Below are 20,046 nucleotides of genomic sequence, written 5' to 3'. Positions count from 1 at the left end.
TACCAGTAAAATATTGTAAAATTATTCTTCTTTTCTTATAACGTCTACTTTCATATATGGCCTCAATACTTCAGGCACAACTACAGACCCATCTTCCTGCTGATAGTTTTCTAAAATTGCTGCAAAAGTCCTCCCAACTGCCACTCCAGAACCATTTAAAGTGTGAACATATTGTAGTTTACCTCCACCTTTTGGCCTATACCTTATGTTAGCTCTTCTGGCTTGAAAATCCTCGCAATTGCTGCAAGAAGATATTTCTACATATCTTCCATAACTCGGCATCCAAACTTCTATGTCGTATTTCTTAGATGCAGTAAATCCCAGATCCCCTGTACATATAGCAACTACTCTGTAAGGAAGACCAAGAGCCTGCAAAACCTCTTCTGCATCTTTAGTCATTTTTTCTAATTCCTCGTAGGATTTGTCCGGTTCAGTAAATTTTACCAGTTCTACTTTGTCAAATTGATGCTGTCTTATAAGCCCTCTGGTATCTCTTCCTGCAGCTCCAGCTTCTTGCCTAAAGCAAGCACTGTAAGCGCAGTGGTATATAGGAAGTTTCTCCCCATCTATTATAGTCTCTCTGTAAAGATTAGTCACAGGAACTTCTGCAGTTGGAATCAGGAAATAGTCTGTTCCTTCTACTTTGAAGGCATCTTCTTCAAATTTTGGAAGCTGACCCGTGCCAAACATGCTTCTTCTATGTACAAGGAATGGCGGAAAGACTTCTTTATACCCGTGCTTTTCTATGTGGAGGTCCAGCATAAAGTTTATCAAGGCCCTTTCAAGCCTTGCTCCTAGCCCTTTATAGAAGACAAAACGAGACCCTGTAACCCTAGAAGCCGCCTCAAAATCCAGTATTCCTAAAGCTTCGCCTATCTCCCAATGGGGTTTAGGTTCAAACTCAAATTTTCTAGGTTCTCCCCACCTTCTAACTTCTACATTGTCTTCATCGCTCTCTCCTATAGGAACGCTCTCATGAGGAATATTGGGAATCGTCCAGAGGATCCTCTCGATTTCCTCTTCTATCTCCCTCAATTCCTGTTCCATGTCTTTTATCTTATCTGAAAGTTGTTTCATTTCAGCAATCAATGCTGACGCATCTTTACCTTCTCTTTTTAAACGGGCAATATTGTCCGATTCTGTATTCCGCTTATTTTTTAATGCTTCCAACTCCACCAACATTTCTCTTCTTTTCTCATCCAATGAAAGTAGCCTATCCAAATCCGCTTTTTCTCCTTTTAATTCTATAGCCCTTCTGACTACATCTGGATTGCTCCTTATAAATTTTATGTCAAGCACTTACACCCCTCCTCCTTTCTAAAAATAATTCCCGTCCCACAAAGGGACGGGAATCCCGTGTTGCCACCCTCTTTCGGCCCAAAAATTGGGCCCTCCACATGATTTAACGGTCGCCCGAAGGTCATTACACCCTAGCTCCGGGATGGACTTCATAAGTAAAACTTACTGGTTCGCACCACCCACCAGCTCTCTTAAAAGTCTTTACTTACTACTCGTCCCTTCATCGCTTAAAGCTATTCACTTTTTTTAAATTATTATACTACTTTATCAAAGTATTTTCAACCCTCATTTTCCTTCCATGCATCCAATTCTGCTGGGAGGCCATATTCTAAATACTACTTTACCCAAAATCTGATCTTTTGATACGTATTTGTGCTGCCAGAATCGACTGTCCATAGACTCATTCCGATTGTCTCCCAACATAAAATAGTGACCTGGAGGCACCACATAGGGGCCAAAATTTCCTTTCATAGGTTCTTTTACATAAGGCTCATTTACAACCTTTCCGTTTCTTATTAATTTCCCATCTTTTATTTCTATTACATCTCCTCCTATTCCTATTACTCTTTTTACGAAATTAATCTTCGGATTATCTGGAAAACGAAATACCACTATATCTCCTCTTTTTACAGGTTCAAATCTGTATATAAATTTGTTTACAATGAATTTGTCGTTTATGTGTATTGTGTCCATCATTGAACCCGTAGGGACATCTACAAGCTCAAATATATAGGTCCTTATGAAAAGCGCAATTACAAAGGCAAGAAGTATAGTAAAAATCCAGCTCAATATCTCTTTCCCTGTATTTTTCCTCATACTTACTCTCCTCACTCGAAAGTACAATGATATTATAACATAAATTACAAATAAATTCTAACCTCACTGTATATTTTGCTAATATTTGTCAATAATAAAATCAGGACAAAATAAAGGAGAGATAAAAATGAAAGAAATTGAATATCTTATCACTTTAGCTGAAATAAAAGACACAGAATATAAAAATTTGCTGGCATTAATTTCCCTTATAGATTTATTAGTAGAAAAGGGAATTATAACAAGAAGTGAGCTTGTACAAAAGTCAAAAGAAATAGCAAAAATAAAAACCGCCCTTTAAAATTTTCTGGCGGTTTTTTTGTTAAGTAGACTTTTCAATTTCCGAATATTATAATAAGTGTGAGGAGGGAAACATCGTGGAGAATTTTTTTGCAAAATATGGAAGTATAATAAGGCAAATTTTTATAGTAATATCCGTCTTTTTAATCTTTTACATCATCATATTTAAATTGATTCCATTTTTAATGCCCTTTGTAGTAGCACTCATTTTTGCGGTTATAATAGATCCCGGAGTAAATTTCTTAGAAAAAAAACTCCGAGTTCCTCGCGGTTTGGCCTCATTTTTTCTTCTTCTTTTATTAGTGGCTTTAATCACATATGCAATTGTCTTGGGTATATACCAGCTTATATACGAATTTAACAGCCTAGCAGAAATGGCTCCCGCTTTCACACCTTCTCTTAATACTTATGTCAACAATCTTATAGAAAAGGTAAAAAGCTATTACATAACTTTGCCACCAAACATCACTTCCTTTGTGGAAGGTGAAATTCAAACTATTGTAGATTATCTTTCTAATTTTGCTAAAAATATAGCTGGGTGGTTAATAGCACTTGCAACAAAACTACCAAATTTCTTCTTTATGACCTTGATATCGCTTGTATCTGCTTTTTTTATGAGCAAGGATAAATACCTTATATTAGACTTTATAAAAAGACAATTTCCTCCCCATTGGTCTGAACACGCAAAGAACATTCAAGTAGACCTTTGGAAAACGGCTTTTGGTTATCTAAAAGCCACCCTAATAGTACTTTTTATAAACTTTCTTGAAGCATCAATAGGCCTCGCAATAATTGGAATAAAATATTATATTCTTCTAGGCCTTTTGATTAGTGTCGCAGATCTTTTGCCCGCTTTAGGTTCGGGTTTTGTGTTAATTCCTTGGGCTTTGTATCACATACTGACAAAAAATTATCTTTTAGGAATTTATCTTTTGATACTCTATGGAGTAATAACGGTGGTAAGACAAATGGTAGAACCAAAAATTCTAGGGGTGACAATTGGACTTCATCCTCTCGTCATCCTTCTATCAATGTTCATAGGCGCTAAGCTTTTTGGGTTCATAGGACTTATAATGGGACCTGTTTTCGTAGTAATATTCAAAGCCTTGCAAAGAGCCGAAATAATTCCTCCTTGGAAATAAAAAGAAAGGGCATAAACCCTTTCTTTTTATTATGCAATGGTATCTTCGACAGTACCACCGGCAGGAATAAAAGGAAGCACCATCTCATCTTTATCTATAATGCACTCTATCATAAAAGGTCTCTTTTCGCTGTAAGCCTTTCTAAAACTTTCTTCAAACTCTTCTTTCGTGGTAACTCTTATCCCCTCAACACCAAAATCTGTAGCTATTTTTGCAAAATTAAGGTGTGGATTCAAATCTGTATGAGAGTATCTTTTTTCATTGAAAAGATGCTGCCACTGTCTAACCATTCCAAGGGACTGATTATTAAGAAGGACGATTATCACAGGAATGTTGTAAAAAGCTGCTGTCTCTAAAGCATGTATATTCATCCTGAGGCTTCCATCTCCTGCAATATTCACTACTCTTCTATCTGGTCTTCCTACCTGCGCACCTATTGAAGCTGGAAGCCCAAACCCCATTGCTCCTAATCCCCCTGATGTCACAAAGGTTCTGGGCTCCTTAAATTTAAAAAATTGTGCCGCCCACATCTGATTTTGCCCCACTTCCGTTGCTATAATTAGGTCGCCATTTGCAATTTCCTGAATTTTTTCCACAATCCATTGAGGCCTCAAAAAATCGTCTTTTTTATACCTCAATCCATGCTTTTCTCTTAATTCTCCGATCTCCCTTATCCACTCTCTTCTATCCATGTGCGAGGTCCTATCAATGAGGAGCTTCAAAACCCCTTTTATTCTCCCAACTATTCCTACATCCACTTCAACATTTTTCCCTATTTCTGCCGCATCTATATCAATGTGTATAAATTTTGCTCTCGGTGCAAGGCCTCCTGCCTTTCCTGCCACTCTATCGCTAAATCTCGTTCCTATAGCTATTACAAGGTCTGAATGGTATACAGCTAAGTTTGCAAATCTGCTTCCGTGCATTCCTATAAGTCCCAAAGACAAAGGATGGTCTTCTGGAAAACAACCTAACCCCATCAGAGAAGTTGCAACAGGGATATTCGTCTTTTCAGCAAATTCCAAAAGTTCCCCACAGGCTTCTCCCCATATCACTCCCCCGCCTGCAAAGATAACAGGCTTCTTGCTTTCTAAAATCAACTCCACCGCCTTTGACAAGCTCTCTTCAGAAATAATTTCTTTTATCCCATTTTTGTATTCTATTGCTCCCTTTCTTTCATACTCTATTTCTGCATTTTGTATATCCTTTGGAATGTCCACCAAAACAGGCCCTGGCCTTCCGCTTTTTGCAATTGCAAATGCCTCCCTTAAAGTATCTGCCAGCTTTTCAGGAGATTTTACCACAAAATTGTGCTTTGTAATGGGCATTGTGATGCCTGTAATGTCTACCTCCTGAAATGCGTCCTTTCCTATCAGGTAAGTTGGAACCTGGCCGGTTATAGCGACAACCGGAACAGAATCCATATAAGCATTGGCAATCCCTGTAACTAAATTAGTAGCTCCTGGCCCTGAAGTTGCAATGCACACTCCAACTTTTCCGGTAGCCCTAGCATACCCATCTGCCATATGAGCAGCCATTTGCTCGTGTGTCGCCAGAATATGCCTTATATCAGAATCATACAACGCATCATAAATTGGAATAACTGCGCCTCCAGGGATTCCAAATACAGTGTCAACCCCCATCTCCTTTAAAACTTCTATCACAACTTGAGATCCTTTTAGCTTCATACTCCTCCCTCCCCAAATACCGCTCCTTTACTCCCCGAAGTTACCTCTCTTGCATACCTCGCCATATAGCCCTTCTTTATCTTTGGTTCTGGCCTCTTCCAATTTGCCATCCTTTCCTTTATTTCCTCATCACTCAATTTGACATTTATCTTCCTCGCCGGAATGTCAATTTCAATAATGTCTCCATTCTGAATTATGGCAATCTCTCCTCCCTCCATTGCCTCAGGAGAAACATGTCCTATAGAAGCTCCCCTTGTCGCTCCTGAAAACCTTCCATCCGTTATTAAAGCAACATCTTTATCAAGACCCATACCTGCAAGGGCAGATGTAGGGCTAAGCATTTCTCTCATGCCCGGCCCACCTTTAGGTCCTTCGTATCTTATAACCACAACGTCTCCTTTTTGTATCTTTCCGCCGTATATTGCTTCAATAGCCTCTTCTTCCGAGTCAAAAACCCTGGCAGGTCCCTCATGTCTTAACATCTCTGGTGAGACAGCAGAAGCTTTCACAACAGCCCCTTCCCTAGCTATATTGCCAAATAATATAGCTATTCCACCCGTCTTACTATACGGATCTTCTACGGGTCTTATAACATCTCTATTTTTAACCTTTGCATCTTTTATGTTTTCTCCAAGAGTCTGACCTGTCACTGTCAAAGCATCAAGGTGTAAAAGGCCTGCTTTTGAAAGCTCTTTTAGCACAGCAGAAACTCCACCTGCAAAGTGAAGGTCTTCTATGTGGTATTTCCCTGCAGGACTTAACTTGCAAAGGTTTGGAACCCTATCGCTAATCTCATTTATCTCTTCTAAAGGAATATCTACTCCTGCCTCATGAGCTATGGCTTTTAGGTGAAGGACCGTATTAGTAGACCCTCCTAATGCCATATCCAGACTAAAAGCATTTACAAACGCTTCTTTTGTGAGTATCTGTGAAGGAGTTATGTTTCTTTCAACAAGCTCTACTATTTTCATCCCGGCTTCCTTTGCAAGCCTTATCCTATCTGAATACACGGCCGGTATTGTACCATTGCCGGGAAGACCCAAACCTAAAGCTTCTGTAAGGCAGTTCATTGTATTTGCTGTAAACATTCCTGAACAGGACCCGCAAGTAGGACAGGCATTTCTTTCTATACTGTAAAGTTCCTCTTCTGTTATCTTGCCAGCCTTTAATGCTCCTACCGCCTCAAAAACTGTGCTCAAATCACAAGTTGTGCCATCACAAATACCTGCCAGCATGGGGCCGCCGCTTACTACAATCGCTGGAATATCAAGCCTTGCCGCCGCCATAAGCATGCCTGGTACTATCTTGTCACAATTGGGTATGAGTACAATTCCATCAAAGCCATGAGCCATTGCCATTATCTCTATACTGTCAGCAATTACCTCTCTACTTCCTAAAGAATACTTCATCCCTCCATGACCCATGGCAATGCCATCACACACTCCAATGGTAGAAAATTCAATTGGTGTCCCTCCTGCCATTCTTATACCTGCTTTCACCGCTTCTGCTATTTTATCAAGGTGAATATGCCCTGGAATTATTTCATTTTTTGAATTGGCAACCCCTATTATAGGCATTTTTAGTTCTTCATCAGTAAGACCTAGAGCATAAAGCAAGGACCTATGGGGCGCTCTTTCTACCCCTTTTTTTATTGCGTCGCTTCGCAAAATATCACCCCTTTACATACTCGACAATTTTATCACCCATCTCTTCCGTAGAGAGCACTATCCCCTCACCCAAATCCGCTGTTCTAAAACCTTCCTCTAAAGCTCTTTCCACCGCCTTCCTTATATCTTGTGCAGCCTCTTCCTCACCAAAAGAATACTGAAGCATCATAGCAACGGATAAAATTGTAGCAAGAGGATTTGCTATTTTTTTTCCTGCAATGTCAGGAGCAGACCCGTGTATTGGCTCATAAAGTCCCACTTTATCTCCCCTCAAGCTAGCAGAAGGGAGCATTCCAATAGAACCTACTATTTGCGCAGCCTCATCGCTTAGAATATCGCCAAACATGTTATTGGTGAGAATCACATCAAACTGAGTGGGATTTTTTACAAGTTGCATAGCACAATTATCCACGTACATGTGCTCAAGCTCTACTTCAGGATATCTCTTAGCAACTTCTTCTACGGTCTTTCTCCAAAGTCTTGAAGATTCCAGTACATTCGCCTTGTCAACAGAAGTAACTTTTCTTTTTCTCTTTAAAGCCGCTTCAAAAGCAATAACCGCGATTCTCTCTATCTCATGCGTTTCATAAACTTCCATATCATAAGCCCTAAACCCTGAATCTATAGGTTCAATACCCTTTGGTCCAAAGTAGATTCCTCCTGTAAGCTCTCTCACAATAAGTATATCTATACCCTTCTCTAAAAGTTCGTCTTTCAAAGGGGAGGCCTTTTTTAAATAAGGATACAAAACTGCTGGTCTCAAATTTGCATATACCTTCAAACTTTTTCTAAGCGCTAAAAGTCCTGCTTCAGGCCTTTTATTTCCTTCCAACCGATCCCATTTAGGTCCCCCTACGGCTCCTAAAAGAACTGCATCACTTGAAAGGCATCCGTTCTTTGTCTCCTCAGGATAAGGATCGCCATACTTATCAATAGCCTCTCCTCCAAAAGGATATTCCTTTATCTCAAACCTAAGGTTGTACTTTTCGCCAACCGCTTTTAAAACTTTTAAACCCTCTTTTATCACTTCTGGACCTATCCCATCTCCTGGCAAAATTGCGACCTTGTACACTAGCGCACCTTCTCTCTTACATAATTTATAAGACCTCCATACTTCATAATCTCTTTTATAAATTCTGGAAATGGCTGTGCACTAAATTCCGTCCCCTTGCTGACATTTCTGATTATTCCTCTATCTACATCTACAGAAATTATGTCTCCTTCTTCAATGCCCTCCACAGCTTCTTTGGACTCCAGTATGGGGAGGCCTATATTTATAGCATTTCTGTAAAAAATTCTGGCAAAAGACTTGGCAATTATACAAGAAATTCCAGAAGCCTTAATGGCAATAGGAGCATGCTCCCTTGAGGAACCGCAGCCAAAATTTTCTCCTACAACGAGTATATCTCCTTCTCTTACCTTATTTTTAAACTCTTTATCCAAGTCTTCCATGCAGTGCTGGGCTAATTCTTTTGGATCGGAGGTATTTAAAAATCTGGCAGGTATTATTACGTCTGTGTCGATATTGTCTCCATATTTTATGGCTTTACCCTGCATTATTCCACCTCCTCTGGACTCACAATGTATCCAGCTACTGCTGAAGCTGCTGCGACTGCCGGACTTGCGAGATAAACTTCGCTCTCCGGATGCCCCATTCTTCCAACAAAGTTTCTATTAGTTGTGGCTATAGCTCTCTCTCCTTTAGCAAGTACTCCCATGTGTCCTCCAAGACAGGGTCCACACGTAGGAGTTGAAACTGCTGCTCCCGCCTTTATAAATTCTTCAATATATCCTCTCTTTACGCACTCAAGGTAAATCTCTTGAGTAGCTGGGAAAATTATGAGCCTTACATCTGGATGAACCTTTTTCCCTTTCAATATTTTATATGCTATCTCCATGTCAGAAAGCCTTCCGTTTGTACAAGAGCCTATGACCACTTGATCCACTTTTATTTTTTTGTTTATCTCATCCACATCCACTGTATTCTCTGGCAGGTGAGGCAATGCTACCTGAGGCCTTATTTCTTCGAGATTTACCTCGATAATCTCACTGTATTCTGCATCTTCATCCCTTTCAAAAATCCTGTAATCCCTCTTAGCCCTATCCCTAACATATTCTTCTGTAATCTCGTCAAAATCAAAGATTCCATTCTTCGCTCCTGCTTCAATCGCCATATTTGCAATTGTAAACCTGTCATCCATCGACAAGGCCTTTATATTCCCTGTAAATTCCATGGATTTATATAAAGCCCCGTCAACTCCAATCTTGCCAATGATATAGAGTATCACGTCCTTTCCACTCACCCATTTGCCAAGATTCCCTTTTAAAACAAACTTTATTGCCTCCGGCACCTTAAACCAGGCTTTTCCTGTCGCCATAGCAGCTGCCATATCGGTACTTCCTACACCTGTGGCGAAACAGGTAAGAGCACCGTAAGTACAGGTATGAGAATCAGCTCCTATCACTACATCACCTGGTAAAACAAGGCCCTGTTCTGGAAGGAGGGCATGCTCAATGCCCATCCTTCCTACTTCAAAGAAATTAACTATATTATATTTTTTGGCAAATTTTCTCATTATATTTACCTGTTCTGCTGATTTTATATCCTTGCTGGGTACAAAGTGGTCTGGCACCAAAGCTATCCTTGTGTTGTCAAAAACTTTATCTACCCCTATTTTTTCGAACTCTTTTATTGCAACAGGCGCTGTGATATCATTACCCAACACCATATCCACGTCTATCTCTATCAATTCACCGGGTTTTACTTCTTTTCCGGCTTTTGCAGATAAAATCTTCTGTGTTAAAGTCAAGCCCAAGCTTCTCCCTCCCTAAAGCTTCTGAATTCTTCTAACGTTTCTTCTACTACAAACCTTATATCTTCTTCCACTATCACTTTTTTCCTATCTGCCAAATCTTTAAATCTTCTAAAGGCTTCGTTTATTTCTCCTGGTGAGAGATTATAGCCTAATTGCCTTACTTTGAGCTCAAAAGCATTTCTCCCAGAAAGTTTACCTAAAGCAAAAGTATCTGGAACAATTCCTATGTCCTCTGGTTTCATTATTTCGTAAGTCAACCTGTTATTTATCACCCCATGCTGATGTATACCCGACTGATGCCTAAAAGCATTGGCACCAACTATGGCTTTGTTCGGCTGGAGTTTTATTCCCGTTAATTCACTGACTAGCCTGCTAGTGTTGTATATCTCTTTTGTGTTTATGCCGTGTATAAGTCCGAAATAGTCTTTCCTGGTATTTAAAGCCATTATTACTTCTTCCATCGCTGCATTTCCCGCTCGCTCTCCTATTCCATTTATGGTAACCTCCACTTGAGTTGCTCCATTTTCTATGGCAGAAAGGGAATTTGCTACAGCAAGCCCTAAATCATTATGACAGTGGGCACTTATTACAACACCATCAATATTTGGTACATTGTTTCTTATATATTTTATAAGTTCTCCGTACTCCCTCGGCATAGCATAACCTACCGTATCAGGCACATTTATAATATGGGCTCCTGCATCTATAACTTCACTAAAAACTTTGACCAAAAAATCCCAATCAGTTCTTGAAGCATCTTCGGCCGAAAATTCTATTTCATCAAATTTCCCTTTAGCATACTTCACCATTTCTACTGCTTTTTTCAGAACCTCATCCCTCGTCATTTTCAACTTATACTGAAGGTGTATATCTGAGGTAGCTATAAAAACATGCAAGCGAGATTTCTCTGCATTTTTAAGGGCATTGCTAGCCCTGTCAATGTCTTCTTTTACCGCTCTTCCCATTGCAGCTATTGTAACTCCTTTTATGTGGTCGGCAATGTTTTTCACGGCTTCAAAATCTCCATTAGAAGCCGCAGGAAATCCAGCTTCTATCACATCTACTCCTAATTTTGTCAGCTGATATGCTATTTCAAACTTATCTTTTGCATTGAAATTAACACCTGGAGTCTGCTCACCATCTCTTAAAGTAGTATCAAAAATCATCACTCTTTTAACTCCCATCTTAAATCTCCCCCCTCTTTATTTTTTGTTAAGCCAAGGCATCATTTCTCTTAAATTTTTACCAACTTTTTCTATAAGGTGGTTCGCTTCTCTTTGTTTTATAGCGTTATACTGAGGCCTTCCTACCTGATTTTCCAGAAGCCATTCTTTCGCGAACTTTCCTGTTTGGATCTCTTCCAAAACTTTCTTCATTTCCTTTCGCGTCTCTTCTGTTATTATCCTTCTGCCCGTCATGTAGTCACCAAACTCTGCAGTATCAGAAATTGAATATCTCATATAGCTAAATCCACCTTCATATATAAGGTCAACTATTAGCTTCATCTCATTTACACACTCGAAATAGGCGATCTCCGGCTGATATCCTGCTTCAACAAGCGTTTCAAATCCCGCTTTCATAAGTTCAGTCAAACCTCCACAAAGTACAGCCTGTTCTCCAAATAGGTCTGTCTCCGTTTCTTCCCTAAAAGTTGTCTCTATAACACCTGCCTTTGTCCCTCCTATTCCTCTGGCATAAGCCAAAGCCATTTCAAAAGCCTTGCCTGTGTAATTTTGATGCACTGCTACAAGACATGGTACTCCCTTTCCTTCCTGATACATCCTTCTTACCAAATGTCCCGGTCCCTTAGGAGCAACCATAAACACATCTACATTCTCAGGAGGGACTATCTGCTTAAAATGAATGTTAAAACCGTGAGCAAAGGCTAAGGCTTTACCTTCTTTTAGGTTTTTCTCTATGCTTTCTTTATACACTTTTGCCTGTTTTTCATCTGGTATGAGCATCATTATTACGTCCGCTTTTTCTGCTGCCTCCTCCACAGTCAAAACAGTGAGCCCCTCTTTTTCTGCTCTTTCTTTTGACTTGCTCCCCTCATAAAGCCCTACCACTACATCAAAACCGGAATCTTTCAAATTTAACGCATGCGCATGCCCCTGACTTCCAAAACCTATAACTGCAATCTTCTTTCCCTTAAGAACTTCTGTATTAGCATCTTTGTCATAGTACATCTTTGCCATCTTACAGTTCCCCCTCATATTCTTTTAGTGTTTTATTACCCCTTTCCAAAGATATAAGTCCTGTCCTTACCATTTCTTTTACGTCAAATTTTTTAATGAGATTTAAAAAAGCTTCTATCTTTTCTGGATCTCCTGTCATTTCGATAATCAAAGATTCAAGAGAAATATCTATTACTCTTCCCCTAAAAGTCTCCACAATGTGCATTATGTCGTCTCTGTTGTTTGAATCATATCCTACCTTTACCAATAGAAGTTCTCTTGCCACGTTATCCCTAACTCCTATATTCTGAACTTTTATCACATCCACTAGTTTGTTAAGCTGCCGGATGATTTGAGTAACAGTGTATTCATCTCCTAAAACAGTAAGTGTGATTCTTGATACATCATCTCTTTCCGTAGTACCAACAGCAAGACTTTCTATGTTGTAGCCTCTCCTCGAAAAAAGTCCTACAACTCTTGACAAAACTCCTGGATGATTGTTTACTAGAACTGAGATAATGTGCAAAAAACATCACCCCCCTTAAAAACTTTTCCCCGCCCTTTGTAACAGGGCGGGGACTTTTCATCCACGCGGTACCACCTGTCTTCGCTATCGCCTCACGGTCGATAGCCTCACCAAGTTTTTGCAAACTTGAACTGTAACGGGCAAGCCCGGTGTAGCCTAGTGAGCCCTTCTTAAAGGACCGTTCAGCCACACAGCTCCAGAGCGATCCAATATGTGCCTCGGCACCGGTTCGCACCAACCACCGGCTCTCTTGAGCCTTAGCACATACCCCTCTCCTTCATCGCTTTTTAACATTACTATTTTGAAACTGTAAATTTTCATGAAAGTTACTTGTTATTTTATCAGGCTATCTTACTTTAGTCAACTAAATTATTTGTAAATTTACAAAAATCCATCGTTTACATTTACTAAAAAATTTTAAAAAGATATCAAAAAAATTGCCTATTTTTATAGTAAAAATAAAAAACCCTCTTTTCCAGGAGGTTGGTTTGTTTATAAAAACAAAGAAGTGGCAATTTATACACAAAACGCCACTTCTTTGTTTTTAAACAGTTTACCTTCATTTTTCAGGAGGCTTTTCATTCTTCGGCTTCGATCCTTGCAGTAGAAACCACTCTATCTCCATCTTCCAACTTCATCAACGTAACTCCTTGAGTATCTCTATGCATTTTTGATATATCTTTTACCTTCATCCTTATCAGAATTCCATTGGCAGATATTATCATAAATTCATCCTCTGGATGAACACATCTTATAGAAACTAGATTTCCCGTCTTTTTGCTAAGTTTCATAGCAATAATGCCTTTTCCTCCTCTGCCTTGTATTCTATACTCTTCTACGTCTGTTCTTTTACCAAATCCGTTTTCTGTAACAGTTAAAATCTCTCCAGTAGGGTCTACTAAATCCATCTCTACTACTTCATCACCTTCTCTTAAGGATATGGCGATGACTCCCCTTGCAACTCTACCCATCGGCCTTATATCTTTTTCACTAAATCTTATAGCATACCCCTGACGAGTTCCCAGTATTATCTCTCTCTCCCCATTTGTCAGTTTGACGTTTATTAGCTCATCATTTTCCTCTAATGTAATTGCTATTATCCCATTTTTCTTAATAGACTTGAACTCCTCAATAGAAGTTTTCTTTATTATTCCTCTTCTAGTGCACATGAGTACATACTTTATTTCATCAGATTTTTTAAGAGGAATAACAGCCGTTACCTTTTCTCCTTGAGAAATTTGTATCAGATTGACTATAGCGGTACCCTTTGCCTGTCTTCCACTTTCAGGAATATCTATTGTCCTTAGACTATAAACTTTACCTTTATTAGTAAAAAACAGCAATCTGTCGTGGGTGGTTGTTATGAATATATCCTCTACAAAGTCATCTTCCCTTGTAGATATTCCTAAAATCCCTTTTCCTCCTCTTTTCTGAGATTTATAAGTATCAAGAGGCATTCTCTTTATATACCCGTAGTGGGTCATAGCCACAACCACATCTTCCAGCTGAACTAGATCTTCAAAGTCCAATTCTTCTTCCTTTGCTACTATTGCCGTCCTTCTTGGAGAAGCATATTTACCTTTAATTTCGAGAAGCTCTTTTTTGATTATCTCAAGAACCTTTTTCTCATCAGCCAAAATCTCTCTGAGCTCTTTTATCTTTTCTGTAAGTTCTTTAAGTTCATCTTCCACTTTTTGCCTTTCAAGCCCTGTCAACCTTCCCAATCTCATATCAACGATAGCTTGGGCTTGTTTATCAGAAAGTCCAAACCTTTTCACGAGATTTTCTTTAGCTATGGCTTCTGTCTTAGAACTCCTTATTATGTTTATTACCTCATCTATGTGATCTAAAGCTATTTTTAGCCCTTCTAAAATATGCGCCCTTTCTTCCGCTTTTTTTAAATCAAACCTCGTTCTTCTTGTTACAACTTCTGCTTGATGGTCTACATATTTTTCGATAATCTGCTTGAGATTCAGTATTTTTGGTTCTCCATCTACTAACGCTAACATTATTGCTCCAAAGGTCTGTTGCATCTGGGTGTGCAGGTAAAGCTTGTTTAAAACAACTTTTGGATTGACATCTCTTTTGAGCTCTATGACTATCTTCATTCCATTTCTGTCCGATTCGTCTCTTAAATCAGCAATTCCTTCCAATTGTTTGTTATGAACTAATTCGGCTATCTTTTCAATCAACTTAGCCTTTAAAACCATGTAAGGAATTTCTGTTATTACAATCCTTGTCTTCCCTTTGTGTTCTTCAATTTCAGCCTTTGCCCTTATTACAATTTTGCCTCTTCCCGTTTCATACGTTTCTTTTATGCCATCTCTTCCTAAAATTATTCCTCCTGTCGGGAAATCAGGTCCCTTTATATATTTCATGAGCTCTTCTATCGTAATATATGGATTATCTATATAGGCAACTATTCCATCTATAACTTCTGCCAGATTGTGGGGAGGTATATTTGTAGCCATTCCCACTGCAATTCCCTGCGAACCATTGACTAAAAGGTTTGGAAATCGGGAAGGTAACACTACTGGTTCTTTTAATGTTTCGTCAAAGTTTGGCACAAAATCTACGGTCTCTTTATTTATATCTGTGAGCATTTCAAGGGCAATTCGGGAAAGTCTGGCTTCTGTATATCTCATTGCAGCAGGAGGATCACCGTCTATGCTTCCAAAATTTCCATGTCCATCTACCAAAACCTCTCTCATTGAAAAATCCTGTGCAAGTCTGACAAGCGTATCATATACTGCTGCATCTCCGTGAGGATGGTATTTCCCTAAAACTTCTCCAACCACCGCAACACTTTTTTTATAAGGCTTGTCTGGCGTCAGACCCATCTCATTCATTGCATAAAGAATTCTTCTGTGAACGGGCTTTAACCCATCTCTGACATCAGGAAGAGCCCTTCCTACAATAACACTCATCGCATAGTCTATATAAGAATTTCTCATCTCATCTTCTATGTCAACTGGAATGACCTTCTCCATCTCTTCGCTCATCTATTTCACCTCTCATATATCCAAATTCCTTACTGTTTTAGCGTATTTTTCTATAAATTCTCTTCTTGGTTCAACCTTATCCCCCATTAGGATGGTGAATATCTCGTCGGCAGCAATAGCATCCTCAAGAGTTACCTTAAGCATTGTCCTTTTCTCTGGGTCCATTGTAGTTTCCCAGAGCTGGTCTGCATTCATTTCACCCAAACCCTTATACCTCTGCACTACAATATTGTCTCTACCTATCTCACTTAAGATTTTTTCCAGTTCCCTGTCCGAATAAGCATAGTACACCTTTTTCCCTTTAGTAATTTTGTAAAGAGGAGGCTGAGCAATATATATATGCCCATTTTCAATAAGAGGTCTCATGAATCTGAAGAAAAACGTGAGAAGAAGAGTCCTTATATGGCTTCCGTCTACATCAGCATCTGTCATGATTATCACCTTATGATATCTCAATTTGCTTATATCAAAATCCTCTCCAATTCCTGTTCCCAAAGCCGTTATTATAGCCCGAATCTCTTCATTAGAAAAAATTTTATCCAAACGAGCCTTTTCTACATTCAAAATCTTACCTCTTAAGGGTAGTATCGCTTGAAATCTGCTGTTTCTTCCCGCCTTGGCAGAGCCTCCTGCTGAATCACCCTCCACAATAAAAAGCTCGCATTTTGCAGGATCCTTTTCCGAACAATCTGCTAATTTTCCGGGCAAAGTGGTATTTTCAAGAGCAGATTTCCTTCTTGTAAGCTCCCTTGCCTTTCTCGCTGCTTCTCTGGCTCTAGCTGCTTGCAAAGCTTTTTCTACGATCACACGCGCTACAGAAGGATTTTCCTCCAAATATGCCGAAAGTTTTTCTGTAACAATACTTTCAACTATAGACCTCATCTCGGGATTCCCTAATCTGGTCTTCGTCTGCCCCTCAAACTGAGGGTTTTTAAGCTTGACACTTATTATAGCGGTTAGTCCTTCTCTTACATCCTCCCCCTGAAGGTTCTTCTCCCCGTCTTTTATCATCCCATATTTTTTGGCATAGTCATTTATTACTTTGGTTAAAGCAGCTTTAAAACCTATTAAATGCGTTCCTCCTTCTTTCGTGTCTATATTGTTGGCAAAACTGTATATGTTCTCATTGTAGCTATCATTGTATTGCATGCACACTTCTACTTCATAATCGCTGTTTTTTGCTTCCATGTATATAGGCTCTTCATGAAGTACCTCTTTGTTCCTGTTCAAATACTTTACAAAAGCTACAAGCCCACCCTCATAATTAAAAACTTCTTCCTTTCCATCTCTTTCATCCAAAAGCCTTATGTTTATTCCCTTGTTTAAAAAAGCTAATTCTCTTAATCTCTGGGAGAGTATATCATAATCAAATACAATTTCATCAAAAATTTCCTTATCAGGCTTAAAAGTAATAATGGTTCCCGTTTCTTCTGTCTCTCCTATTACCTCAAGAGGAGTCTTTGGCACTCCCCTTTCATACACCTGCCTAAAAATTTTACCTCTCTGCTTTATTTTAACTTCAAGCCTTTCTGATAAAGCATTTACAACTGACACACCGACTCCGTGAAGTCCACCGGATACCTTATAAGCTTCATTATTAAACTTGCCTCCGGCGTGAAGCATTGTTAGAGCTACTTCCACCGCAGGTTTCCCAACTTTTGGATGTATATCCGTAGGAATTCCCCTACCGTCATCTTCCACTGTAATAGAATTATCTTTGTGAATAATTACAGTTATATTTTTACAGTAGCCCGCTAAAGCCTCATCTATGCTGTTGTCAACTACTTCATAGACCAGATGATGTAAGCCTCTGCTTCCAGTAGAGCCTATATACATCCCTGGTCTTTTTCTAACAGCTTCTAAACCTTCTAATATCTGTATTTGACTCGCAGTATAAGTTTCATCCTTTGCCATATCCATGCCCTCCAAAAATTTATCCAACAGTTTTATTTTATCATTCTTTTTTAAATTGCTCAATTGAAAGAAAATTTCCCGGGAAATGTTTATTTTTATTATTCCCTATACTATAATATACTTAACAAATCTGCCTATATTATAATATACTTAAATTGAGGTGAATTCAATGGCCACCTATGAAGATTTTTTGAAACTTGACATACGGGTGGGAAGAATAATAGAAGTAGAGGATTTCCCAAAAGCCAAAAAGCCCGCTTACAAGTTAAAAATAGACTTTGGGGACCTGGGCGTAAAAACCTCTAGTGCTCAAATAACAAAATTATATAAAAAGGAAGATTTATATAACCGCTTAGTTGTGTGCGTAGTAAACTTCCCTCCTAAAAAAATAGCAGATTTTCTTTCAGAAGTTTTGGTATTAGGAGTCGACGACGATGAAGGAAACGTCGTTCTTCTTCAACCAGAAAGGGAAGTAAAAGTTGGGAATAAAGTATATTGAAGGTGGGAAAAAGTGAAGGGATTAGGAGTAGCGATAGGTAAAATAGTCAATATATCCTGCAAGATAACAGGAAAGGGAGGCACCTCTCTTCCTGGCAAAATTGCTCTTATGACAGATAAAGATATTATAAAAAAACTTTTATCCTCCTTAGAAAAAAATAAAGTAATAGTTACGGGTACTAATGGCAAAACTACTACTTCTGGACTTGTAGCTCATCTTCTATCATTTTCGGGAATGAAAGTCGTTCATAATAAAGAAGGGGCAAACATGAGAACAGGAATAGCTACTTCTCTTGTAAAAAACAGCAATCTTATGGGTTATTTAAAAAAAGACGCCGCGATTTTTGAGGTAGATGAAGCTAATCTCGGATTACTAGTCGACGAAATAAATCCAAACATAGTTATAGTGACAAATTTCTTCAGAGACCAATTAGACAGATTTGGCGAAATAGACCTAATAGTAGACAAAGTGGCAAAGGCTTTATCACGCTTGCAAAAAGACTCCATAGTTCTTCTCAATGCAGACGACCCTTTTGCTTCTTCCCTTGGTGACACCCTAAGGTCAAAAGTCATGTACTATGGAATCGAAGAAGAGGTAGAAAGCATAAAATCTTTTTCTTTTGAACAAAAATTTTGTCCCGTGTGTGGAACAAAATATGAATACAAAAAAATATATTACGGTCACCTGGGAGATTACTATTGCCCGAAGTGCGGTAAAAAACGCCCTGATCCCGATTTTAAAGCCAGTGGTATAATTTTAAGCGAAGAAAATGGAATAAAATTCAAAATATCTTACAAAAATAAAAACTTCACCGTAAAAAGTGGCCTTATAGGCCTATACAATGTGTATAACCTCCTCGCTGCAGTATCCGCTGGGATTCTACTGGGTTTAGAAGATTCCGTTATTTTAAGGGCTGTAGAAACCTACAACCCTATAGAAGGTCGTCTCCAAAAAATTCAATGGAAGGATAAAAAAGCTATAATAAACCTCGTAAAAAATCCTGTAGGCCTTGAAAGTACTCTTAATATGCTCCTACAGTTTGAAAAACCACTAAATCTTTTAATAATAATAAATGACAATTACGCAGATGGAAGAGATGTTTCCTGGCTCTGGGACGCAAATTTAGAAGAATTTTTATCCAAAGCCAATGTAAATTACGCAGTGGCTTCTGGGCTAAGGGGAGAAGAAGTGGCTTTGAGGTTAAAATACGCAGGTTTCGACAGCAAAAAAATAAAAGTTATACCGCTTGAAGAAGCTGTAAAGGAAATTTTCAATGTGACAGATAAAGAAATTATCGCAATACTTCCCAATTACACCGCTTTGCAGGAACTAACCAAATATCTCAAATCTCAGGGGGCATTATGATGAAGCTTGTCATTGGATATATGTATCCAGAGCTTTTAAATCTGTACGGAGACAGAGGAAACATAATAGCGCTGAAAAAGAGATGTGAATGGAGAAAAATAGATGTGGAGATAAGGGAAATAAAGGTTGGAGCAGATGAAAATTTTAAAGACATTGACCTTCTTTTCCTTGGAGGAGGGGCTGATAAAGACCAGAAAGTAGTTAGTGAAGACCTTAAAAACAAGAAAAAAAACCTGATACAAGCGGTAGAAGATGGCCTTACTCTTTTAGCCATATGTGGAGGATATCAGCTTTTAGGAGAATACTATGAAATCTCCAAAGAAAATAAAATAGAAGGAATTGGAATATTAGATGCCTATACCGTGGCAGGCAACAAGAGGTTAATAGGAAACATCATAGTAAAAGCAAATTTTCTCGGAAAAAACTCTTTTCTGGTAGGTTTTGAAAACCATTCTGGAAAAACTTTTTTGAGAAATTGCAATCCTCTTGGCACCGTAATCATAGGGCATGGCAATAACGGCGAAGACAAAAAAGAAGGGTGTGTATACAAAAACGTATATGGAACATACTTGCACGGCCCTCTTCTCCCTAAAAATCCTGAATTTGCCGATATGCTTCTCAAGATTTCTCTCTCAAGAAAATATGGCAGAGTCAACCTTGAACCTTTAGAAGACACCTTTGAAAATAAAGCAAAAGAAGCTTTCTTAAAAAGATTTTTAAAAGATAAAAAGCTGAGGTTTTAAATAGAACCTCAGCTTACAGATTGTTGATAAAGTGCTTCTTATTTAAGTGGCATTTTGTGTTAATGCTCCAGAGTTGCAAAGCGACTAAACTAAGG

Annotated in this window: 17 protein-coding genes and 2 other annotated features; of the genes, 5 read left to right on the top strand and 12 right to left on the bottom strand. The window is 38.8% G+C overall.

Annotated elements, in window-relative coordinates; all coding sequences use genetic code 11:
• Positions 1-21: 21 nt before the first annotated feature.
• Both serS and lepB read right to left on the bottom strand, forming a co-directional pair.
• Positions 22-1,299, bottom strand: a complete 1,278-nt coding sequence (gene serS / locus ACPLVE_RS06265; RefSeq protein WP_424610717.1) for a serine--tRNA ligase — start codon at positions 1,297-1,299, stop codon at positions 22-24.
• Positions 1,300-1,338: 39 nt separating this feature from the next.
• Positions 1,339-1,532 (bottom strand) — a binding site (T-box leader).
• A gap of 52 nt (positions 1,533-1,584) precedes the next feature.
• On the bottom strand, positions 1,585-2,115 hold the full coding sequence (gene lepB / locus ACPLVE_RS06260) for a signal peptidase I (RefSeq protein WP_424610716.1): 531 nt from the start codon (positions 2,113-2,115) through the stop codon (positions 1,585-1,587).
• A 127-nt stretch (positions 2,116-2,242) separates the two neighbouring features.
• Here lepB and ACPLVE_RS06255 point away from each other — a divergent pair, with 127 nt between their 5' ends.
• Positions 2,243-2,413, top strand: a complete 171-nt coding sequence (locus tag ACPLVE_RS06255) for a hypothetical protein (protein ID WP_424610715.1) — start codon at positions 2,243-2,245, stop codon at positions 2,411-2,413.
• A gap of 76 nt (positions 2,414-2,489) precedes the next feature.
• Positions 2,490-3,554 carry a sporulation integral membrane protein YtvI gene (gene ytvI, locus ACPLVE_RS06250; protein WP_424610714.1) on the top strand — a complete coding sequence of 355 codons (1,065 nt, stop codon included), beginning with the start codon at positions 2,490-2,492 and terminating at the stop codon, positions 3,552-3,554.
• 29 nt (positions 3,555-3,583) lie between these two features.
• On the opposite strand, the gene ilvB is transcribed toward ytvI, so the two are convergent.
• From ilvB to gyrB, 10 genes are all read right to left on the bottom strand, one after another.
• Positions 3,584-5,242 carry a biosynthetic-type acetolactate synthase large subunit gene (gene ilvB, locus ACPLVE_RS06245; protein ID WP_424610713.1) on the bottom strand — a complete coding sequence of 553 codons (1,659 nt, stop codon included), beginning with the start codon at positions 5,240-5,242 and terminating at the stop codon, positions 3,584-3,586.
• A complete protein-coding gene (gene ilvD, locus ACPLVE_RS06240) occupies positions 5,239-6,909 on the bottom strand; it encodes a dihydroxy-acid dehydratase (protein WP_424610712.1) in 1,671 nt (556 codons plus the stop codon). The genes ilvB and ilvD overlap by 4 nt, the downstream gene beginning before the upstream one ends.
• A 4-nt stretch (positions 6,910-6,913) precedes the next feature.
• Positions 6,914-7,981 (bottom strand): 3-isopropylmalate dehydrogenase, encoded by a 1,068-nt coding sequence (gene leuB, locus ACPLVE_RS06235; RefSeq protein WP_424610711.1) that lies wholly within the window; start codon positions 7,979-7,981, stop codon positions 6,914-6,916.
• A complete protein-coding gene (gene leuD / locus ACPLVE_RS06230; protein ID WP_424610710.1) occupies positions 7,981-8,466 on the bottom strand; it encodes a 3-isopropylmalate dehydratase small subunit in 486 nt (161 codons plus the stop codon). The genes leuB and leuD overlap by 1 nt, the downstream gene beginning before the upstream one ends.
• A complete protein-coding gene (gene leuC / locus ACPLVE_RS06225) occupies positions 8,466-9,725 on the bottom strand; it encodes a 3-isopropylmalate dehydratase large subunit (protein WP_424610709.1) in 1,260 nt (419 codons plus the stop codon). Before leuC ends, leuD begins: the two co-directional genes overlap by 1 nt.
• A complete protein-coding gene (locus ACPLVE_RS06220; protein ID WP_424610708.1) occupies positions 9,716-10,909 on the bottom strand; it encodes a 2-isopropylmalate synthase in 1,194 nt (397 codons plus the stop codon). Before ACPLVE_RS06220 ends, leuC begins: the two co-directional genes overlap by 10 nt.
• An 18-nt stretch (positions 10,910-10,927) precedes the next feature.
• On the bottom strand, positions 10,928-11,923 hold the full coding sequence (gene ilvC, locus ACPLVE_RS06215) for a ketol-acid reductoisomerase (protein WP_424610707.1): 996 nt from the start codon (positions 11,921-11,923) through the stop codon (positions 10,928-10,930).
• A 1-nt stretch (position 11,924) separates the two neighbouring features.
• Complete coding sequence (gene ilvN / locus ACPLVE_RS06210; RefSeq protein ID WP_424610706.1) at positions 11,925-12,428, bottom strand: acetolactate synthase small subunit; 504 nt, start codon at positions 12,426-12,428, stop codon at positions 11,925-11,927.
• A gap of 39 nt (positions 12,429-12,467) precedes the next feature.
• Positions 12,468-12,718, bottom strand: a binding site (T-box leader).
• A gap of 288 nt (positions 12,719-13,006) precedes the next feature.
• Positions 13,007-15,430, bottom strand: a complete 2,424-nt coding sequence (gene gyrA / locus ACPLVE_RS06205) for a DNA gyrase subunit A (RefSeq protein WP_424610705.1) — start codon at positions 15,428-15,430, stop codon at positions 13,007-13,009.
• Between the two features lie 12 nt (positions 15,431-15,442).
• Complete coding sequence (gene gyrB, locus ACPLVE_RS06200) at positions 15,443-17,344, bottom strand: DNA topoisomerase (ATP-hydrolyzing) subunit B (RefSeq protein ID WP_424610704.1); 1,902 nt, start codon at positions 17,342-17,344, stop codon at positions 15,443-15,445.
• 169 nt (positions 17,345-17,513) lie between these two features.
• On the opposite strand from gyrB, the gene ACPLVE_RS06195 reads away from it, so the two are divergent.
• From ACPLVE_RS06195 to ACPLVE_RS06185, 3 genes are read left to right on the top strand one after another with little or no spacing between them, the layout of a single operon-like run.
• Positions 17,514-17,843 carry a tRNA-binding protein gene (locus ACPLVE_RS06195; RefSeq protein WP_424610703.1) on the top strand — a complete coding sequence of 110 codons (330 nt, stop codon included), beginning with the start codon at positions 17,514-17,516 and terminating at the stop codon, positions 17,841-17,843.
• A gap of 12 nt (positions 17,844-17,855) precedes the next feature.
• Entirely contained in the window at positions 17,856-19,208 is a 1,353-nt protein-coding gene (locus ACPLVE_RS06190) for a MurT ligase domain-containing protein (protein ID WP_424610702.1), read from the top strand.
• Positions 19,208-19,951 (top strand): type 1 glutamine amidotransferase, encoded by a 744-nt coding sequence (locus tag ACPLVE_RS06185; RefSeq protein ID WP_424610701.1) that lies wholly within the window; start codon positions 19,208-19,210, stop codon positions 19,949-19,951. The genes ACPLVE_RS06190 and ACPLVE_RS06185 overlap by 1 nt, the downstream gene beginning before the upstream one ends.
• Positions 19,952-20,046 lie beyond the last annotated feature (95 nt).

The organism is Caldanaerobacter sp. (genome assembly GCF_049701115.1).
Taxonomy (GTDB): Bacteria; Bacillota; Thermoanaerobacteria; order Thermoanaerobacterales; family Thermoanaerobacteraceae; genus Thermoanaerobacter.
Note: the sequence above shows the minus strand (reverse complement) of the source record. Positions and strands in the feature narration are given on the sequence as shown.

What these genes read in the sequence shown, in the direction of transcription:
- gyrA (WP_424610705.1), bottom strand. Translation starts at nt 15,430, where the DNA reads ATGAGCGAAGAGATGGAGAAGGTCATTCCAGTTGACATAGAAGATGAG.
- ACPLVE_RS06195 (WP_424610703.1), top strand. Translation starts at nt 17,514, where the DNA reads ATGGCCACCTATGAAGATTTTTTGAAACTTGACATACGGGTGGGAAGA.
- ilvC (WP_424610707.1), bottom strand. Translation starts at nt 11,923, where the DNA reads ATGGCAAAGATGTACTATGACAAAGATGCTAATACAGAAGTTCTTAAG.
- gyrB (WP_424610704.1), bottom strand. Translation starts at nt 17,344, where the DNA reads ATGGCAAAGGATGAAACTTATACTGCGAGTCAAATACAGATATTAGAA.
- ACPLVE_RS06220 (WP_424610708.1), bottom strand. Translation starts at nt 10,909, where the DNA reads ATGGGAGTTAAAAGAGTGATGATTTTTGATACTACTTTAAGAGATGGT.
- ACPLVE_RS06255 (WP_424610715.1), top strand. Translation starts at nt 2,243, where the DNA reads ATGAAAGAAATTGAATATCTTATCACTTTAGCTGAAATAAAAGACACA.
- ACPLVE_RS06185 (WP_424610701.1), top strand. Translation starts at nt 19,208, where the DNA reads ATGAAGCTTGTCATTGGATATATGTATCCAGAGCTTTTAAATCTGTAC.
- leuD (WP_424610710.1), bottom strand. Translation starts at nt 8,466, where the DNA reads ATGCAGGGTAAAGCCATAAAATATGGAGACAATATCGACACAGACGTA.
- ilvB (WP_424610713.1), bottom strand. Translation starts at nt 5,242, where the DNA reads ATGAAGCTAAAAGGATCTCAAGTTGTGATAGAAGTTTTAAAGGAGATG.
- lepB (WP_424610716.1), bottom strand. Translation starts at nt 2,115, where the DNA reads ATGAGGAAAAATACAGGGAAAGAGATATTGAGCTGGATTTTTACTATA.